The organism is Streptomyces sp. NPDC048337 (assembly GCF_043201175.1).
In the GTDB taxonomy this organism is placed as follows: domain Bacteria; phylum Actinomycetota; class Actinomycetes; order Streptomycetales; family Streptomycetaceae; genus Streptomyces.
On sequence record NZ_JBICYR010000008.1, the window covers coordinates 26,565 to 44,530 of the forward strand.

At 71.9% G+C, this 17,966-nt stretch carries 16 protein-coding genes; 14 read left to right on the forward strand and 2 right to left on the reverse strand.

Going from position 1 to position 17,966, the window contains the following annotated elements; genetic code table 11:
- Window positions 1–30: 30 nt before the first annotated feature.
- The 14 genes from ACGFYU_RS15580 (at window position 31) to ACGFYU_RS15645 (ending at window position 14,918) form a co-directional block, all read left to right on the forward strand.
- A complete protein-coding gene (locus tag ACGFYU_RS15580; RefSeq protein WP_393827806.1) occupies window positions 31–948 on the forward strand; it encodes a class I SAM-dependent methyltransferase in 918 nt (305 codons plus the stop codon).
- Complete coding sequence (locus ACGFYU_RS15585; protein ID WP_393827807.1) at window positions 948–2,402, forward strand: MFS transporter; 1,455 nt, start codon at window positions 948–950, stop codon at window positions 2,400–2,402. Before ACGFYU_RS15580 ends, ACGFYU_RS15585 begins: the two co-directional genes overlap by 1 nt.
- A gap of 99 nt (window positions 2,403–2,501) precedes the next feature.
- Window positions 2,502–3,101 carry an acyltransferase gene (locus tag ACGFYU_RS15590; RefSeq protein WP_393827808.1) on the forward strand — a complete coding sequence of 200 codons (600 nt, stop codon included), beginning with the start codon at window positions 2,502–2,504 and terminating at the stop codon, window positions 3,099–3,101.
- A 444-nt stretch (window positions 3,102–3,545) separates the two neighbouring features.
- A complete protein-coding gene (locus ACGFYU_RS15595) occupies window positions 3,546–4,715 on the forward strand; it encodes a hypothetical protein (RefSeq protein WP_393827809.1) in 1,170 nt (389 codons plus the stop codon).
- Window positions 4,712–5,485: a WecB/TagA/CpsF family glycosyltransferase gene (locus tag ACGFYU_RS15600; protein WP_393827810.1), complete on the forward strand. Its 774-nt coding sequence runs from the start codon at window positions 4,712–4,714 to the stop codon at window positions 5,483–5,485. Before ACGFYU_RS15595 ends, ACGFYU_RS15600 begins: the two co-directional genes overlap by 4 nt.
- Complete coding sequence (locus tag ACGFYU_RS15605) at window positions 5,485–6,741, forward strand: nucleotide sugar dehydrogenase (protein ID WP_393827811.1); 1,257 nt, start codon at window positions 5,485–5,487, stop codon at window positions 6,739–6,741. The genes ACGFYU_RS15600 and ACGFYU_RS15605 overlap by 1 nt, the downstream gene beginning before the upstream one ends.
- A 4-nt stretch (window positions 6,742–6,745) precedes the next feature.
- Window positions 6,746–7,879, forward strand: a complete 1,134-nt coding sequence (wecB, locus tag ACGFYU_RS15610) for a non-hydrolyzing UDP-N-acetylglucosamine 2-epimerase (RefSeq protein WP_393827812.1) — start codon at window positions 6,746–6,748, stop codon at window positions 7,877–7,879.
- Window positions 7,880–7,902: 23 nt separating this feature from the next.
- On the forward strand, window positions 7,903–8,721 hold the full coding sequence (locus tag ACGFYU_RS15615) for a chain length determinant protein (RefSeq protein ID WP_393827813.1): 819 nt from the start codon (window positions 7,903–7,905) through the stop codon (window positions 8,719–8,721).
- Entirely contained in the window at window positions 8,693–10,198 is a 1,506-nt protein-coding gene (locus ACGFYU_RS15620) for an oligosaccharide flippase family protein (protein ID WP_393827814.1), read from the forward strand. Before ACGFYU_RS15615 ends, ACGFYU_RS15620 begins: the two co-directional genes overlap by 29 nt.
- Window positions 10,199–10,203: 5 nt before the next feature.
- Window positions 10,204–11,310, forward strand: a complete 1,107-nt coding sequence (locus tag ACGFYU_RS15625) for a hypothetical protein (protein ID WP_393827815.1) — start codon at window positions 10,204–10,206, stop codon at window positions 11,308–11,310.
- Complete coding sequence (locus ACGFYU_RS15630) at window positions 11,307–12,116, forward strand: glycosyltransferase family 2 protein (protein WP_393827816.1); 810 nt, start codon at window positions 11,307–11,309, stop codon at window positions 12,114–12,116. The genes ACGFYU_RS15625 and ACGFYU_RS15630 overlap by 4 nt, the downstream gene beginning before the upstream one ends.
- Before the next feature lie 41 nt (window positions 12,117–12,157).
- On the forward strand, window positions 12,158–12,835 hold the full coding sequence (locus ACGFYU_RS15635; protein WP_393827817.1) for a class I SAM-dependent methyltransferase: 678 nt from the start codon (window positions 12,158–12,160) through the stop codon (window positions 12,833–12,835).
- On the forward strand, window positions 12,829–13,806 hold the full coding sequence (locus ACGFYU_RS15640) for a class I SAM-dependent methyltransferase (protein ID WP_393827818.1): 978 nt from the start codon (window positions 12,829–12,831) through the stop codon (window positions 13,804–13,806). The genes ACGFYU_RS15635 and ACGFYU_RS15640 overlap by 7 nt, the downstream gene beginning before the upstream one ends.
- Entirely contained in the window at window positions 13,788–14,918 is a 1,131-nt protein-coding gene (locus ACGFYU_RS15645; protein ID WP_393827819.1) for an acyltransferase family protein, read from the forward strand. The genes ACGFYU_RS15640 and ACGFYU_RS15645 overlap by 19 nt, the downstream gene beginning before the upstream one ends.
- On the opposite strand, the gene ACGFYU_RS15650 is transcribed toward ACGFYU_RS15645, so the two are convergent.
- Window positions 14,919–15,863 carry a glycosyltransferase gene (locus ACGFYU_RS15650; RefSeq protein WP_393827820.1) on the reverse strand — a complete coding sequence of 315 codons (945 nt, stop codon included), beginning with the start codon at window positions 15,861–15,863 and terminating at the stop codon, window positions 14,919–14,921.
- The gene (locus ACGFYU_RS15655; RefSeq protein ID WP_393827821.1) at window positions 15,836–17,830 is read right to left on the reverse strand and encodes an O-antigen ligase family protein; all 1,995 of its coding nucleotides are present in this window, start codon (window positions 17,828–17,830) and stop codon (window positions 15,836–15,838) included. The genes ACGFYU_RS15650 and ACGFYU_RS15655 overlap by 28 nt, the downstream gene beginning before the upstream one ends.
- Window positions 17,831–17,966 lie beyond the last annotated feature (136 nt).

The window sequence follows — 17,966 nt, forward strand, 5'->3', positions numbered from 1 at the left end:
TTCGCGGTCCGGGGGCGCACGCTCCTCCGCATGAGCACACACAGCGCACACGGACACGGACACCATCACGGGAGCGGCCACGGCTCCACCGAGATCGACTGGGAGGTCATGGCCGCCCACCTGGAGCGGAACGGCGAAATCCAGCTCCCGGTCCTCAGCCGCACCGCCACCCGCCTGAGGGAGCTCCTCGGCCCCGAGCACGAGGTCCGGCGGGTCCTCGACATCGGCAGCGGGCCGGGCGTCATGACCTGCGTCCTCGCCGAGGCCTTCGCGGACGCCGAAACCGTCGCCGTGGACGGTGCGCCCGGGCTGCTCGACCACGCCCTGGCCCGCGCCGAGCGGCTCGGCCTCGGCGGCCGGATCGCCACCCGGCACGCGGAACTCCCCGAGGGCCTGGACGACGGCCTCGGCACGGCGGACCTGGTCTGGAGCAGCAAGGCCGTGCACCACCTCGGCGACCAGCAGGGCGCGCTGGACGCGCTCGCCGGTGTGCTGAGGCCCGGCGGGCTGCTCGCCGTGGCGGAGGCCGGACTGCCGATGCGCTTCCTGCCGCGCGACATCGGCATCGGGAAGCCCGGCCTCCAGGCCCGGCTGGACGCCGTCCAGGAGCACTGGTTCGAGGTCATGCGGGCCGAGCTGCCCGGAAGCGCCGCCGTGGTCGAGGACTGGCCCGCGATGCTCGGCCGCGCCGGGCTCACCGAGGTCGGCGGCTTCACCTTCCTCCTCGACCTGCCTGCGCCGCTGGGCGAGCCGGCCCGCGCCTTCCTGCACGCCCATCTGACCCGGCTGCGGGAGGCGATGGGCGAGAACCTCGACGCGGAGGACCGCAAGACCCTCGACGTACTGATCGACCCCGAGGCACCGGAGGGCATCCTGCGCCGGCCCGACGCCTTCCTCCTCTCCGCCACCACGGTCTTCACGGGCATCCGTCCGCCGGTCGGCGCCTGATGAAGCCCACCGGCACAGGCCGGGCCGAAGCGGTGGCCGGACCCGCGGTTCCGGCGCCCTCGGTCCGGTGGGTGCTGGCCGCCCTGTCGTTGTCGATGCTGCTGTCCTCGCTGGGCACCGGCATCGCCAACGTGGGGCTGCCGACCCTCGCACAGGCCTTCGGCGCCTCCTTCCAGGACGTGCAGTGGATCGTCCTCGCCTACCTCCTGGCCGTCACCACCGTGATCGTCAGCGTCGGACGGCTCGGCGACCTCGTCGGCCGCCGACGGCTCCTCCTGGCCGGCGTCCTGCTCTTCACGGCGGCCTCGGTGGCATGCGGCTTGGCGCCCACGCTGGGGCTGCTGATCGCCGCCCGGGCAGCGCAGGGCCTCGGCGCGGCCGTCATGATGGCCCTGACCATGGCGTTCGTCGGCGAGGCCGTGCCCAAAGAGCGCACCGGCAGCGCGATGGGGCTGCTCGGCACCATGTCCGCGATTGGCACCGCGCTCGGTCCCTCGCTGGGCGGCGTGCTCCTCTCCGGATTCGGCTGGCGGGCCCTGTTCCTCGTCAACGTTCCGCTGGGGCTCGTGACCCTGCTGCTCGCGCAACGGCACCTGCCCGCCGACCGGCGGCGGGAGCCCACCGCCGACCGGGCCCGCTTCGACCACCTCGGCACCCTGCTGCTCGCCCTGACGCTCGGGGCCTACGCCCTCGCCATGACGAGCGGGCGCGGCCGTCTCGGTGCGCTCAACCTGGCGCTGCTGCTGGTCGCCGCCCTCGGAGCGGTGCTGTTCGTACGGGCCGAGGCGCGGGCCGCGTCACCGCTGATCCGGCCCGCCGTGTTCCGTGATCCCGCACTGAGCGCGAGCCTGGCCATGAGCGCGCTCGTCTCCACGGTGATGATGGCGACGCTGGTGGTCGGGCCGTTCTACCTCGCCCGCACCCTCGGACTCGGCGAAGCGCTCGTCGGACTCGTGCTGTCGGTCGGGCCGTTGGTCGCCGCGCTGACCGGGGTGCCGGCCGGGCGCATCGTGGACCGCTTCGGCGCGTTCCGTATGACGGTCATCGGGCTCGCCGCCATGGCGGCCGGTTCCCTCCTCCTGTCCGTGACCCCGCGGACGCTCGGCGTCCCCGGCTACCTCGCCCCCCTCGTCGTCGTCACCGCCGGATACGCGGTGTTCCAGACGGCCAACAACACCGCCGTCATGGCGGCCGTCCCCGCGGACCGGCGGGGCGTCACCTCCGGCATGCTCAACCTCTCGCGCAACCTCGGCCTCATCACCGGCGCTTCGGTCATGGGTGCCGTGTTCGCGCTCGCCTCGGCGGCCGCCGACGTGGCCACGGCGAGCCCCGACGCCGTCGCCCGCGGCATGCGGATCACGTTCGCGGTCGCGGGCGTGCTGATCGTCGTCGCACTCGCCATGGCGGCGGGGAGCCGTACCCTCGCGCGACGAGGCGCCAAGTCCGGTACGTGAACAGTCGGTTGATCTCCCCGTGGAGCGGACCGCCGGCGCATATGCTCCGCCGTACGTCCGTGCATTCGAATGTCTCGAGAACCGTAAGGGGACCGCGCCGTGAGTGTCCGCATCCAACCCTCCTCCCAGGTCGACGAGACGGCCGAACTCGGAGAGGGGACCACGATCTGGGATCTGGCGCAGATACGGGAGGAGGCCCGGCTCGGGCGCGGGTGCATCGTGGGACGCGGCGCGTACGTGGGGCCGGGCGTACGGATCGGGGACCACGTCAAGCTGCAGAACTACGCCCTCGTCTACGAGCCGGCCGAACTCGGCGACGGGGTCTTCATCGGCCCGGCGGCCGTGCTCACCAACGACTTCTACCCGCGGTCGGTCGACCCCGACGGCGCGCTGAAGCGCGACGGGGACTGGGAGCCCGCCGGGGTCGTCGTCGCCGAAGGGGCCTCGCTGGGGGCCCGTTCGGTGTGCGTGGCGGGGGTGCGCGTCGGACGCTGGGCGCTGGTCGCGGCCGGCGCCGTGGTGTCGCGGGACGTACCGGACTTCGCGCTCGTCGCGGGAGTGCCGGCCCGGCGGATCGGCTGGGTGGGCCGGGCCGGGGTCCGCCTGGTCGAGCGCGCGGACGAGCCGGGCGTATGGGAGTGCCCGCGCACCGGGGCGCTGCACGAGGAGAAGGACGGGACCCTCACCGAGCGGCCGTGAAGCGGAACTGACGCTATGTCGGCAATTTAGAGCAGCGGCATTTCCTCAAAACCACAATCAACGAACATCCATGGGCATACCGTGTCCCTGCACACGGGAACTGGGCAGGCAACAGGCTTGGCCCAGTGGGGGGTTGTACACGACGAGGGGCATCGCGGGCAGTGCCCTGCCGGCGCGGATCCACCGCGCCTGCGGACACTGCCGATCACGCGTGCCCCCGTCCGCGGCATCGCTGGGGGGTCCAGACGCAGCCGTCGGACGGCTCGTGCATCGGCGGGGCGACACCACCGCCGGGCACGCGCACCGTCATGCGCAGTCCCCCTCCACGGAGTGACGACCGCCAGGTCCGTCCGAGGAGCGATCAGAGGGGATAGGTGTGTTGGAGCCGAACAGCTCGGACATACGGAGTGCGCAGGGCCGTCGGGAAGTCGGGGTGGGGACCCGATGACCGCCACACGATTAGGAGCACTTGCCGGCGAGGACGCGTCGCTGCACGCCCTCGCCGAACGGCTGCTGGCGCTGGCCGAGGCCGGGCTGCCCGCGATGTACCTGCCGGACGCCGAGACCTTCGTGTTCACCCGGGCGGGGAGGATCGCACCCGACGGCACCCGCTCGCTGGAACAGCGGGGGACCAGCACCCGCTACGCGGCCATCACCGCGCTCGGGGCCCGCTTCCTGCCCGAGGAGCGGCAGCGCGCCCTGTTCGGCGGACGCACGGCCGAGGAGTTCACGGGACTGCTGGTACAGCGCCTGCCCGCCGTCAAGAACCTGGGTGACGCGGCGCTCATCGCCTGGGCCGCCGCCGAGACCGGCCACCCCAAGCTCGCCGACGCCCTCGACCGGGTGGCGGCGCTGGACGTGCCCGGACGGCCGCAGTACACGGTCGAGGCCGCCTGGGTGCTCTCCGCACTCGCGGCCGCCCGCGAGTCGGCGGACGTCGAGTACCGCCTCGCGGCCGCCCGGGACCGGCTGCTGGCCGCCAGGACGGGCGACAGCCCGCTGTTCCCGCACGCCACCGCGCCGGGACTGGTGCCCGGATACCGCTCCCACGTGGCCTGCTTCGCCGACCAGACCTACCCGCTCCAGGCACTGGCCCGGCTGCACGCCAGCGGCGACGACCCGCGGGCCCTCGACGCGGCCGACGCCTGCGCCGCCCGTATCTGCGCCCTGCAAGGGGACGGCGGACAGTGGTGGTGGCACTACGACGCCCGCCACGGCGGCGTGATCGAGGGCTACCCCGTCTACAGCGTCCACCAGCACGCCATGGCCCCCACCGCGCTCTTCGACCTCGCCGAAGCGGGCGGCACCGACTTCGGCGCGCACCTCCGCCGCGGCCTGCGCTGGATGACGCGGGTGCCCGAACTCGCCGGGCCCGCCGGCACCCCGCGCGAGCCGATGATCCGCGAGGACTTCGGCGTCACCTGGCGCAAGGTCTACCGCGGCGACCCCAAGAAGGCCGTCCGCGCGGCCCGCGGGCTCACCACCCGCGTGCTGCCGCAGGCGCGGCTCGCCCCACTGGACCGGGTCTTCCGCCCGGCCTCCGTGGACCGCGAATGCCGCCCGTACGAGTTCGGCTGGATGCTGTTCGCCTGGCTCGGGGGGCTACCGAGATGAGACCGAGGCAATCCCTCTTCGGGGTCATGCTGGACCCCCTGACCATGGACGAGACCGTCCGGCGCTGCCTGGACGCGGTCCGGCGAGGCGAGCGGATCGAGATCGGCATGGTCAACGCCGCCAAGCTCGTCAACATGCGGCGCGACCCCCGGCTCGCCCGGGCGGTCTCCGGCTGCGACCTCGTCCTGGCCGACGGGCAGGCCGTGGTCTGGGCCGGCCGCGTCCTGGGCGTGCGGCTGCCCGAACGGGTCGCGGGCATCGACCTGTTCATGCGGCTGCTCGCCGCCGCCGAGGCGGAGGACATCTCCGTCTACCTGCTCGGCGCCCGGCAGCAGGTCCTGGACACGATGCTCCGGCGGATCGCCGAGCGCTTCCCGAAGCTGCGCGTCGCCGGCAGCCGCAACGGCTACTTCGACGACTCCGAGCAGGAGCCGATCGCCGACGCCATCGCCGCCAGCGGGGCCCAGCTGCTGTTCCTCGGGATGACCTCGCCGAAGAAGGAGATCTTCACCGCCGGCCACGGCACCCGCACCGGCGCCCACGTCGTGCACGGCGTCGGCGGTTCCTTCGACATCCTCGCCGGCATCACCAAACGGGCCCCCCTGGTCTGGCAGCGGATGGGACTCGAATGGTTCTACCGCACCCTCCAGGAGCCGCGCCGGCTCGGCAAGCGCTACCTCACCACCAATGCCGCCTTCCTCGTCATGACGGCCCGGGAGCTCATCCGCCGGACCCCGTCTGCAGGTTCCGCGAACAGGAGTCACTGCTGATGCGCGTCGTCGTCGTGGGACAGGGATACGTCGGCCTCCCGCTGGCCATCAGGGCCGCCGAGGTGGGCCACCAAGTGATCGGTTACGACGTGGACGCGCGGCGGGTCAAGAGCCTCGCCGCCGGCGAGTCGTACGTGGAGGACGTCTCCTCCGAACGGCTGAACCGCGCCCTGGAGCGCGGCGCCTACCGGCCGAGCGAACTCGCCCGGGACTGCGGAGGTTTCGACGTCGCCGTCGTCACCGTCCCCACCCCGTTACAGGACGGCGCCCCCGACCTGCGCTACATCGAGGAGTCGGCGCACACCCTGGCCCGCTTCCTGCGCCCGGGCGCGACCGTCGTCCTGGAGTCCACCACCTACCCGGGCACCACCGAGGAGCTCTTCGCGCCCATCCTGGAGGACGGCTCCGGCCTCACCGCCGGAGCCGACTTCCACCTGGGCTACAGCCCGGAGCGCATCGACCCCGGGAACACCGTCTGGGGCTTCCAGCAGACGCCCAAGGTCGTCTCCGGCGTCGACGCCGCCTCCCTGAAGGCCGTCGAGGCCTTCTACGGGGAACTCGTCGACACCACCGTGCCGGTGCGCTCGCCCAAGGAGGCCGAGCTGGCCAAACTGCTGGAGAACACCTTCCGGCACGTGAACATCGCACTCGTCAACGAGATCGCCATGTTCGCCCGCCACCTCGACATCGACGTGTGGCAGGCCATCGAAGCGGCGTCCAGCAAGCCCTTCGGCTTCATGAAGTTCACCCCCGGACCGGGCGTCGGCGGCCACTGCCTGCCCATCGACCCCTCGTACCTGAACTGGCGGGTGCAGCGTGAACTCGGCCAGAACTTCCGCTTCGTGGAGCTCGCCAACGACATCAACAACCACATGCCCGAGTACGTGACGCGCCGGGTCATCGACGCCCTCAACGGCAAGCGCCGCTCCGTCAACGGCTCCCGGATCCTGCTGCTGGGCCTGGCCTACAAGAAGAACACCGGCGACGCCCGCGAGTCGCCCGCCGTCCGCATCGCCGAACTCCTCCTCGACATGGGCGCCAAGGTCCGCGCGGTCGACCCCCACGTGGTCGAGGACGTCAAGGTCGACGCCCGGCTCTCCCGGGTGGAGGCCACCCGCAAGGAACTGGCCGCCGCCGACGTGGTCGTCCTGCTCACCGACCACGACTCCTTCGACTACCCGTTGATCAGCGAGCACGCGTCCTTCGTCCTCGACTGCCGCAACCGCATGACCGGCCCGAAGGTGGAGGTGCTCTGAGGCCATGACCAGGATCATCTGCGTCGCCGGAGCGCGACCCAACTACATGAAGATCAAACCGGTGATGGACGCGCTGGAACGCCGCGGCGTCGAGGTGGTCCTCGTCCACACCGGGCAGCACTACGACCCGTCCATGAACGACGTGTTCTTCCGCGACCTCGGCATCCGCACCCCCGACCTGTACCTGGGCGCCGGATCAGGCACCCACGCCCAGCAGACCGGGCGGGTCATGGCCGCCTTCGAGCCGCTGCTCGACGAACTGACCCCGGACGCCGTGGTGGTGGTCGGCGACATCAACTCCACCCTCGCCTGCGCCCTGGTCACCGCGAAGGCCGGCCCGCTGCTGGCCCACGTGGAGGCCGGGCTGCGCAGCCGCGACTGGAGCATGCCCGAGGAGGTCAACCGGGTCGCCACCGACCGGGTCAGCGACTACCTGCTGGCCCCCTCGCCCGACGCCGCCGAGAACCTGCGGGCGGAGGGCTACCGGGAGGACCAGATCCACGTCGTCGGCAACGTCATGATCGACACCCTCCTCGCCAACCTCGACCGGGCCCGGCAGTCGGACGTCCTCGACCGGTACGGGCTGACCCGCGGCGGGTACGGCCTGGTCACCCTGCACCGCCCGGCCAACGTCGACGACCCCGCCGCCCTCGGCGGCCTGCTGAAGGCCCTGGGCGAGATCGCCGAGCGCTGTCCGCTGCTGCTGCCCGTGCACCCGCGGGCCGCCGAGCGACTGGCGGACGTCGGCGTACCCGGCGGTGTCCGGCTGGTGCCCGCGGCCGGGTACCTCGACTTCATCGCCCTCCAGGACTCCGCCCGCCTGGTGCTCACCGACTCCGGGGGCATCCAGGAGGAGACCACCGCCCTCGGAGTGCCCTGCGTGACCCTGCGCGAGAACACCGAGCGCCCCATCACCGTCGAGGAGGGCACCAACGTCCTGGCGGGCACGGACCCGGAGCGCATCCTCGCCACCGTGAACCGGGTGCTCGACGACCCGCCCGCCCCCCGCTGCCCCGCGCTCTGGGACGGCCGCGCGAGCGACCGCATCGCCGAGGTCCTGCTGGCCGGCGGCTCCGCGGACACCCGGCCCAGACCCACCGACCTCGTCCCGACCGGGGCCGGGACCGCACCGCAGTAACCGTACATTCGAGGGGGAAGACCATGGATCTCGCCGAAATCTGGCGGGTCATGCGCAGGCGCTGGTACGTGCTGCTGCCCGGACTGCTGATCACGGCGGCGCTCGTCGTCGGCGTCCACCTGGTGGTTCCGGTGACGTACAAGTCGCAGAGCACCGTGACCCTGCTCAACTCGGAGAAGGGCACCGTGGCCTACGACGGCAACCCCTTCCTGAGTACGCAGGCTTCCCTCACCGGCATGGCCGACGGGCTCGCCCGCAACCTCAACTCCGACGCCTCGTTGGCCGACCTCAAGGAGCTGGGCGTCACCGGAACCCCCGAGGCGAAGATCGCCGACAACGCCCTTGGCCCGTTCATGTGGCTCACCGTCTCCGGGAGCGACCCGGACCGCGTCCTGGAGTCGGACCGGAAGCTCACCGGCTACGCCGAGAAGCGGCTGACCGAGTTCCAGGCGAAGCAGAAGGTCGCCCCGGACGCCATGATCCGCATGGCGACGATCGTGCCGCCGCAGAAGCCGGTCGCCGAGACCAAGACCAGGCTGCAGTACCTCGTCATGGCCGGGGGCCTGGGCCTGGTGCTCAGCCTGGTCGCCGCCTTCTACGTGGAGGCGCGCAAGAGGTCGCACAAGACCGGGCCCGAGCCCGAGGAGGAGCCGACCGCCCCCACCCCCTCGACAGAGGAACCGGTGGTGGAGAGGACGCTCGCCATCCGGCGGCCGCCCGCCTGGGCGCGGTCCGCCGCGGAGACCGAGGCGGCACGGCCCGGCACGGCCGTGCCGTCCGCCGACGCCGAGCCGCTCGACGAGGAGTCGACTCATGGACACCGTCCGCGCACCGGACAGTGAGACCGGTGAGCCGAGCGACGCCCCCGCTCCTGCCTCCCTCGGCGGGAAGGTCCGTTCGGCAGCCCGGTGGAGCCTGATCAACACCGTCGTCATGCGCCTGGGCAACTTCGCGACCGGCATCGTGCTGGCACGCTTCGCCCTGGGCCCCGCGGAATGGGGCGTCTACGGCATCGCCCAGACCGTGCTGCTGGTCCTGCTGTCCGCGAACGAGCTGGGCGTGGGCCTGGCCATCGTGCGCTGGGAGGGAGACGCACGGCGGTTCGCGCCGACCGTACTTACCCTCAGCACCCTCTCCAGCGGCCTGCTGTACGTGGCGCTGTTCGCGGCGGCACCTACGGTGGCCGGCCTGCTCGGCTCGCCGGACGCCGCGGGTGTCCTGCGGGTGATGTGCCTGTGCGTGGTGATCGACGGGGTGGCACAGGTGCCCGGCGGCTTCCTCACCCGGGAGTTCGCCCAGGGCAAGCGGATGGTCATCGACGGACTCAACTTCCTCATCAGTACCTCGGTGACGCTGCTGCTGGCCTTCGAGGGCTGGGGCGCGATGAGCTTCGCCTGGGGAGCCGTGGCCGGGAACGTCGTGACGCTGATCGGCTGCTCGCTGGCCGCGCCGGGCACCCTGAGGTTCGGCTGGGACCCCGGGCAGGCCAGGGCGCTGCTGAAGTTCGGGCTTCCGCTGGCGGGGGCGAGCATGCTGGCCCTCGCGGTGGTCAACGTCGACACCATGGTGGTCGGCGCGACGCTGGGCAGCGTGTCCCTGGGTTTCTACGTGCTCGCCTTCAACGTCTCCGGATGGCCCGTGCGGATCATCTCCGAGGCCGCCCGCCGGGTCTCCTTCGCCGGCTTCTCCCGCCTGGCCGAGTCGCCACAGGCGCTCGCGCAGGGCTTCAGCCGCGCCCTGGGCGTGGTGATCACCGGCACCGTCCCGCTGTGCGTCCTGCTGGCCGGCCTCGCGGAGCCGGCCATCCGGCTGATCTACGGGAGCCAGTGGGCCCCCGCCGCCGCGGCACTGCCCTGGCTGATGGCCCTCGGCCTGATCCGCATCGGCGGCGAACTCGCCTACGACTGCCTGGTCGCGATCGGACAGCGCCGGTCGCTCTTCCTGGTGCAGGGCCTCTGGCTGGTGGCCCTGGTCCCGCTGATCCTCGTCGGCGCCCGCCTGAACGGCATCGTCGGAGCCTCACAGGCCCATGTCCTGGTGGCCGGCGGCATGGTGGTGCCGGTGTTCCTGTACGCGCTCGGCCGTGGAGGCATCGGTGTCAGCTCGATCGCCAGGGCCTGCGCGTGGCCCTTCCTCGGCGGCGGCGTGATGGCCGCGATCATCCTGGGCCTGGAGAGCCGGTTCGGCGACAGCCGGCTCGGGCTCCTGGCCGTCGCCGCGATCGCCCTGGCCGGCTACACGCTGTGCGTACTGCCCAGCCGCGACTTCCTGCGCGGCGTCGGCCGCGCCGACCGGCCTACCCGACAGAACATGAGGTGAGCCCGATGTCACGGCGCATCAGCCGCAACTCGCGCGTGGGACTGCTGCTCGCGGCCTTGTTGGCGGTCCTGGGCGCGGCCTGCTCGGGACCGGACCGGTCCGCGGCGCCGGAATGCCCGGACGACTCGAGAACCTGCCCTGCGAGCGGGTCCCCGGCGGCACCGAGCGCCGGTCCGCCGACCTCGGTCGGCCAGGCGACGGGGACCCCCGCTGCCTCTCCGTCCCCGACGGGGAAGCCCACCGCGACCCCGGGCACCGGCACCGCGTCCGGCACACCCGAGGCCAAGGCCGCCTGCGCCTCTCCCGGCGCGTGCGGCTTCCCCGACGCGAGCACCACCGGTCCGCGGATCCCCCTCACGCCCCACAACACCGGGTACATGGCCGTCCGTGAGAACGGCCTCGTCATCCGGGGGTGGGACATCACCGGCTCGCTCGACGTCTACGCGAACGACGTCACCGTCATCGACAGCAAGATCACCTCCGACAACTGGTGGGGCATCAACCTGCGCCCCGGTTACAGCGGCCTGCGGGTCCTGCACTCCACCATCACCGCCGTGCCCGGCAAGGGGCCGGACAACGGCGGCGTGGACTACGCGGTGTCGAACATGGGGGGCAGCTCCATCGAGGTCGGCTGGTGCGACGTCTCGGTGTTCGGCGACGCCCTGGCCATGGGACAGGGCAATCTGCACGACAACTACGTGCACGACATCGTCCCGTTCGTCAACCTGGGCGGCGAATGGCAGCACACCAACGCGGTGATCAGCGGCGGCGGCAACACCGGGGAACTGATCATCCGCCACAACACCCTGCTGAACCCGAGCAGCCTCACGCAGGGCGCCTCGGGCAGCATCGGCCTGTTCGCGGACACCGGGGTGGTCCGCAACGTCACCGTCGACAACAACTGGATCGCCGGCGGCGCCTACGCCCTCTACGGCGGCAGCACCGGCGGCACCGGAATCAAGGTCACCGACAACGTCTTCTCGACGCAGTACCACCCCGCCGCCGGCGGATACGGCGTGGTCGCCCACTGGAACGACAGCGGAGCCGGAAACGAGTGGCGGGGCAACCGGATGTCCGACGGCCGCCCGATCCGGCCGGAGCCGGCCCCGTGAGCGGCCTCGCGCGCCGTGCCGCGCGGGCGCCCTGGACGCTGCTCAAGGCGGTGTTCGGCTGGCTGGTGCTCTTCGAGGCCAGGAACAAGGTCCTGCTGGCCCCCACCGCGGTGCGGCTGCGCCGGATCGAGGACGCCGAGACCCGGCGGCTCGCCGCCGCCCTGTCGTCGCCGCCCTCGGCGCTGGTCGCCACGGTCATCGCCACCCACCGGCGCCCCGAGGCGCTGCGTGCCGCGGTGCGCTCGGCCCTGGACCAGACCGTTCGCGACCACGTCGTGATCGTGATCGACGACGGAGCCGGACTGCCGGAACTCCCCGACGACCCCAGGCTGTTCGCCGTCTCGCTGGTACACAACACCGCGGTGGCGGGCGTCGTGCGCAACGTGGGCATCCGCCTCACCCGCTCGCGGTACGTGGCGTTCCTCGACGACGACAACCTGTGGGAACCCGACCATCTGGAACGGGCGTTGACGGCCTTGGAGTCTCCCGGCGGACCCGCCGGCGTCTACACGGCACTGCGCCGCGTCCTGCCCGACGGCAGCGAGAAGGACGTCCTGTCGGTCCCCTACGACCGGCGCCGCGCCGCCCGCGAGGCCTTCCTCGACACCAACGCCTTCGTCGCCCGCCGCAACCGCTCCCTGCGCTTCAGCCGTCTGCGCCGGACACCGGAGGTGCTGCCCCGCGAGGACTGGGAGCTGATCCGCCGGTACGGCCGCCGACACCGGGTGCTCCATGTGCCGCACCCCACCGTCCGGTACCTGATGAACCCGGCCAGCTTCTACACGCAATGGGGGCAGCCCAGTTGAGGCTCACTCCCGATCCGCTCCGACCACAGGTGGTTGATTCGATGCCCCGATCCCGGGCCCTGAGGAACAAGTTCGTCGACGCGCCCGGCTCGCTGGGGGAACGCATGCGCGCCGCCCGCTGGGAGCGGTTCCGGCGCTGCTTCCCCGGCATCGAGAGCATGAGCGTCGTGGACCTGGGCGGCACGGCCGAGATGTGGCTGCGCGCACCGGTGCGCGCCAAGCACGTCCACCTGATCAATCTGGAGGAACATCCCGCCGAACTGCCCGACTGGATCACCGCGGAGATCGCCGACGTCACCGACCCGGTGGTCGCCGCCGACCTGAGCGCCCACGGCGGCTACGACCTGGTGTTCTCCAACTCGACCATCGAGCACGTGGGCGGCCACAGCCAGCGCCGGAAGTTCGTCGCGGCCGTCGGGCAACTGGCGCCGCGGCACTGGATCCAGACGCCGTACCGCTACTTCCCCGTAGAGCCGCACTTCGTGGCGCCCGGCTTCCAGTTCCTGCCCCTGGCCGCCAAGGCCCGTCTGGTACGGCGCTGGCCGCTGGTCCACAGCCGCCCCGACAGCCCGGAGTCGGCGATGAACGCCGTGATCAACATCGAGCTGCTGACCCGCACCGAAATGCGCTACCTGTTCCCCGGGTCGGTCCTCCTCAGCGAGCGGGTGCTCGGTGCCCCGAAGTCGCTCATCGCCGTACGAAGGGAGCCCACATGCTGAACAACCTGATCAACCGACACGACGCGGACCGGCTGCTGCGCAAGGTGCGGAAGCTGGACCTGGATCCGGTGCTGGCCAAACTGCGGGTGCGCGGCGGGGCGCGGGTGGTCCAGCACTGGTCCCAGGTCGACCCGTCGCTGACCGAGTGGTGGGCGATACCGGCGGTCATCAAACGGTGGAACCTGCTGATGACCGGCGACGCGGACACGTCCTTCCCCGAATACGTGGCCGCCAAGCACTTCGCGCCGCGCACCGATCTGCGCGGCCTGTCGCTGGGGTGCGGCACCGGCGGGAACGAGCTGCTCTGGGCGAAGACCGGTGCGTTCGGTCTCCTCGAGGGCGTGGACGTGGCCCAGCAGCGGATCGACTTCGCGACCCGGGCCGCCGTCGAGGAGGGCCTCGCCGACGTCCTGCGCTTCCGGGTGACCGACGTCAATCAGATGGCCAGTGACGGGGAACGCTTCGACGTACTGCTGGGCCTGCAGTCCCTGCACCACTTCGACCACCTCGACGAGACCCTGCCGCGGCTGTCCCGGCTGATCGAGCCCGGAGGGACGTTCGTCGTCGACGAGTTCGTCGGGCCCACCCGGTTCCAGTGGACCGACGGCCAGCTGGACGCGGCGAACGAGCTGCTGGCCAGGCTCCCCGAGGAGCGGCGGCGGCTGGCCGACGGCCGGATCAAGCGGCGCGTCGTACGGCCCAGCAGGCTGTCGATGGTGTTGGACGACCCCTCGGAGGCGGTCGACGCGGCGGCGCTGCTGCCGGGCCTGCGGCGCCACTTCGAGGTGGTCGAGGAACGGCCGTACGGGGGCACGGTGCTGCACATCGCCTTCTCCGGGATCGCGCACAACTTCCGCGACCAGGAGCCGGAGACGCTGGCGCTGCTGGAGCGGTGCTTCGCCGCGGAGGACGCCGCCCTGCCGGAGGTGGGGCACGACTTCATCGCCATGGTGTGCCGACCGCGGAGTTAGGGGGGTTCATGAGTGCAGTCGAGGCCACCGACAGATCGGACGGGCCCGCTGGAACGCAGGACGGCGGATCGAGGCTCCCCTCGCTGACGGGGCTCCGGTTCGTCGCCGCGTTCCTCGTCTTCTGCTTCCACGTCTCGATATCGGGCCTGTTGGCTCCGTCGTCGACGCAACACGCCTTCGCCCGCACGGCGGGCGCCGGCGCCGTGGGCGTTTCGTTCTTCTTCGTCCTCAGCGGCTTCGTCCTGGCGTGGTCAGCACGGCAAGGGGACACCGCCCGTGCCTTCTGGCGGCGTCGAGCGGCGAAGATCTACCCGAACTACGTCATGGCCTTCGTCATCTCCCTCGTCGGGCTGTATGCGACCGGCCATGCCGTCGGGTTCCTCGTCGGAGCGGCGAACCTGGGGCTCGTTCAGGCGTGGTGGCCGGACCCGCGCGTCTATTTCGGTGCGAACTCGGTCAGTTGGTCGCTCGCGTGCGAGGCGTTCTTCTACGCCCTGTTCCCGGCGCTGCTGCCCGTGTTGCGCCGCATTCGTCCGGAGAGGCTGTGGGCGAGCGCCACGGCGTGCGTAGCGGCCGTGTTCGCGGTGCCCGTGATGGCGACGCTGCTGCCTGCCGAGCGGCACTACTGGTTCGTCTACATCTTCCCGCCGGTCCGCCTGCTGGAGTTCGTGCTCGGGATCCTGATGGCGCTCGTCGTGAAGAACGGGCGTTGGCCGCGGATTCCCGTGTGGTCCGTCGCGGTGCTTCTCGCCGTCGCCTACGCCGTGACGCCGTACTTCCCGCCGGACGCGGAAACGTCGGCCGTCACCGTGATCCCGTTCGCGCTGCTCATCCCTGCCGTGGCCGTCGCCGACGTCGAGGGGAGGCCGAGCGTGTGGCGGAGCCGGTCCGCGGTGTGGCTGGGAGAGATCTCCTTCGCCTTCTACCTGATCCACCAGTCGGTGATCGTGGATCTCATGCGGGGGCTCGGCGCTCAGGGTTCGGCCCCGGCAAAGGCCTGGACGCTCACCGTCGGGGCGCTCGTTCTCTCAGTGGCGCTCGCGGGGCTCATGCACCGTTTCGTCGAGGTGCCGGTGATGCGGCGACTCGGACGCCGGGAAACGCGCCCCTGATCACGGCCCCGGCGTGGCGTGCAGGGCGCCCGGTCGGGCGAGGGCGGCGGCGGCCGCTCGGCTGGCCGGGCGGCCGAGCGCGGCGCGTGATGTCTCCCGGAGCAGGACCGCGGTGCGGAAGGCGGCCGTGGCGAGGGGGCCGTGCCGCCGCCCGTACAGACGGACGCGGTTGAGGGTGAGCAGGGTCCACAGCCGGGGCGACACCCGGGAGTCGCCCCCCAGGTGAACGGCCTCGGCCGTCGGCTCCAACCGCGTGACGTATCCCCGGTCCCGCGCACGGAGGCAGTATTCGGTCTCTTCGGAGTAGAGGAAGAAGGACTCGTCCCAGGAGCCGCAGGCGGACAGGCAATCCGAGGAGAGGGCCATCAGGGCTCCGGTCGCCCAGTCCGCCTCCGTGGGCCGCTCGTACGCGGCGGGGTCGGTGACCAGTTCGCTCAGGCGGGGGAAGCGCCCGGCCCGGCGGTTGCCGATGACGGCCTCGCCGAGCGCGCGGGTCACGCTCGACTCCCGGCGCAGCGAGTGCACGAGGGTGCGGCCGTCCTCCTCGTACAGCAGCGGCACGCTGATCCCGACGCGGTCGCCGTCGGCCGCGGGCGCGCCGAGCCCGTCCACGAGCAGTTTGGCGCAGCCCCGCCGCATCCGGATGTCCGGGTTGCAGACGAGGGCCGCCCGCAGGCCCCCCTCCCGGTCGGTGGCGGCCGCGAGGGCGGCGTTCACCCCGGCCGCGTACCCGGCGTTGCGGCCGGTCTGGACGACCGTCGCGTCCGGGGCCAGGGAACGGATCAGCTCCACGGTGTCGTCGGCCGAGTCGTTGTCGGCGACGACGAGCCGCCAGTCGAGCCCGGCCATGCCCTCCGGCAGGGAGGTGAGGAACTCCGGCAGCACCGCGGCGCTGTTCCAGGTGACGACGACGACGGCTACCGGACCGCTAGCGGGGGTTCGCATGAGGACTCCATGGTGAGGGGCTTCGGCGCCGCGCGCCGGACGAAGCCGAGGTAACTGCCGCCGGCGGCGATCGTCAGGAAGAACATCCCGGCGAACATCGGGAAGCTGAGGGCGTCGAAGGTGGCGCTGCTGACCAGGGCGACGAGGGCGGAGGCGAAGAACGCCTGCCCCAGCTCCCGGTCGGATTCGTCGCCGGCCAGTCGGCGGATGGCGCCGCCCTGGTGGATCCCGGTCAGGAAGAGGGCCAGGAGGGCGAACAGCCCGAGCAGGCCCGTCTCCGTCAGCGTCAGCATGTACTGGTTGTCGGTGAAGAAGTACAGCTCGGGGATGAAGGTCCCCAGGCCCCGCCCGAACAGGGGCCGTCCCTCCAGGTAGGGGACGATCGCGCCGTACTTGACCGTACGGGCCTGGGTGCTGCTGTCGGAGTTGCTCAGGAAGGAGCCGAACAGGTCGGTGATGGTCCCGATCAGCCCGGGGACGATCACCTTGAAGCAGGCCACCGAGGCCAGCAGCACGCCGATCGCGGTCCACCGGCGCTGCGGCTTCCACCGCGGCACCATCACCAGGACCACGATGAGGGCCCCGATGATCGACGTCCGCGACACCGTCAGCGGTAGCGCGCCGCCCATCAGCACCACCGGCGCCCAGCGGCGCCACCAGCGCAGGTGGGCGCGTACCGGATCGAAGGCCTGCTGCACGGCGAAGGGCAGCAGCAGGGCGAGCATCCCGCCGAACTCCAGGGGGTGCGCCGTGGTGGAGCGCGGGCGGGTGAAGGCGCCGCGGTCCATGGCGCCGAGCTGGGGGACGCTCGACTGGAGTCCGGGGATGCTGATCTGGTCGGCGATGTTCGTGGCGGTGAAGAAGTCGTAGAAGCCGACGGCGGCGACCACCGCCGCCATCACCACGGCCCTGCGCAGCAGCACGTCGAGTCGGGCCCGGTTGGAGACCGCGGCGGAGACCAGCACCACCAGGGACACCCAGACCAGCAGCGCGATCAGCCCGCGGTCCGCGCCGAGGACCTCCTTGCGGGAGGCGCCCCGGGTCGCGTTCGCCACGTACGAGGCCAGCACCGAGACGGCCAGCAGCCACATCATCACCCGGGGCAGCCGGGTGCCGGGGGCGGCCCGGATCCGGCCGGTGAGCCAGGCCGCGAGGTACCAGAACAGGCCCAGCAGCGCGAACACGTTGGCCGGCGTACCCACACCGCCCATCCCGGGCAGCGTCAGGCTGGAGGGGATGAAGAAGGCCAGCGCCAGATAGCCGCTGAGCAGCGTCACCGCGTCCAGCCGGCGGCCCCGGGCCCGCCTGCGGGCCCGCCACGCGCGGACCCCGCCGGCCGACCCGGCCGCGCGCCTGCGGCGCACCGCCACCACCAGGGTCTCGGTCACGAACGACAGCGTGAACCCGGCCGTGGTGCAGAGGATGATCACGCCCAGCACCTGCTGGTAGCGGGTCTTGAGCTGGGGCCGCGGGATCTGCGGCAGCACCACGGGCGTGGTGTGCACGGCGTACGCGGGCTCGACCTTGGCCGCCGCCTGGAGCGCGCCCAGCTGCTCCCCGGCGAAAGCGGTGAGGATGCTGGTCTCCCGCAGCACCTTCTCCCGGTCGGTACCCGTGACGGTCAGCGTGAGCAACGGGCCCGAGGCGTTCGCGGCGAAGGAGACCGTGTACGGGTCCGTCACGCCGAGGCCGTTCAGGTCCCGCGCCGCGTCCGTCCCCGACAGGGTCCTGATCAGCACGTCCGCGGTCACGACCAGCGAACCGCCCGCATTGGCGACGGGGTTGCCGAACGCGGGAGCCAGCTCGGACACCGCCTTGGAATCGATCAGCGCCACCGAGCTCTGCGACTGGTACTCCACCGGAACCGAACGGTACAGCTGGCCGGCCGCGAGCAGACCGATCAGCGTCAGCGGCACCATCACGTACCAGCGGCGCCGCAGCACCGCGAGTATTTCACCGATGGTCACGAACACTCCCTGGAGGCACCGGATTTGATGGCGCGCCGACACATGGGCTGACAGGATCGATCACGACGTGGGGAACGGAAGGAATCGTGTGTCGCCTGGTGAGTTGGTTCGCGCGCTGCGTCGGCGCTGGTACGTT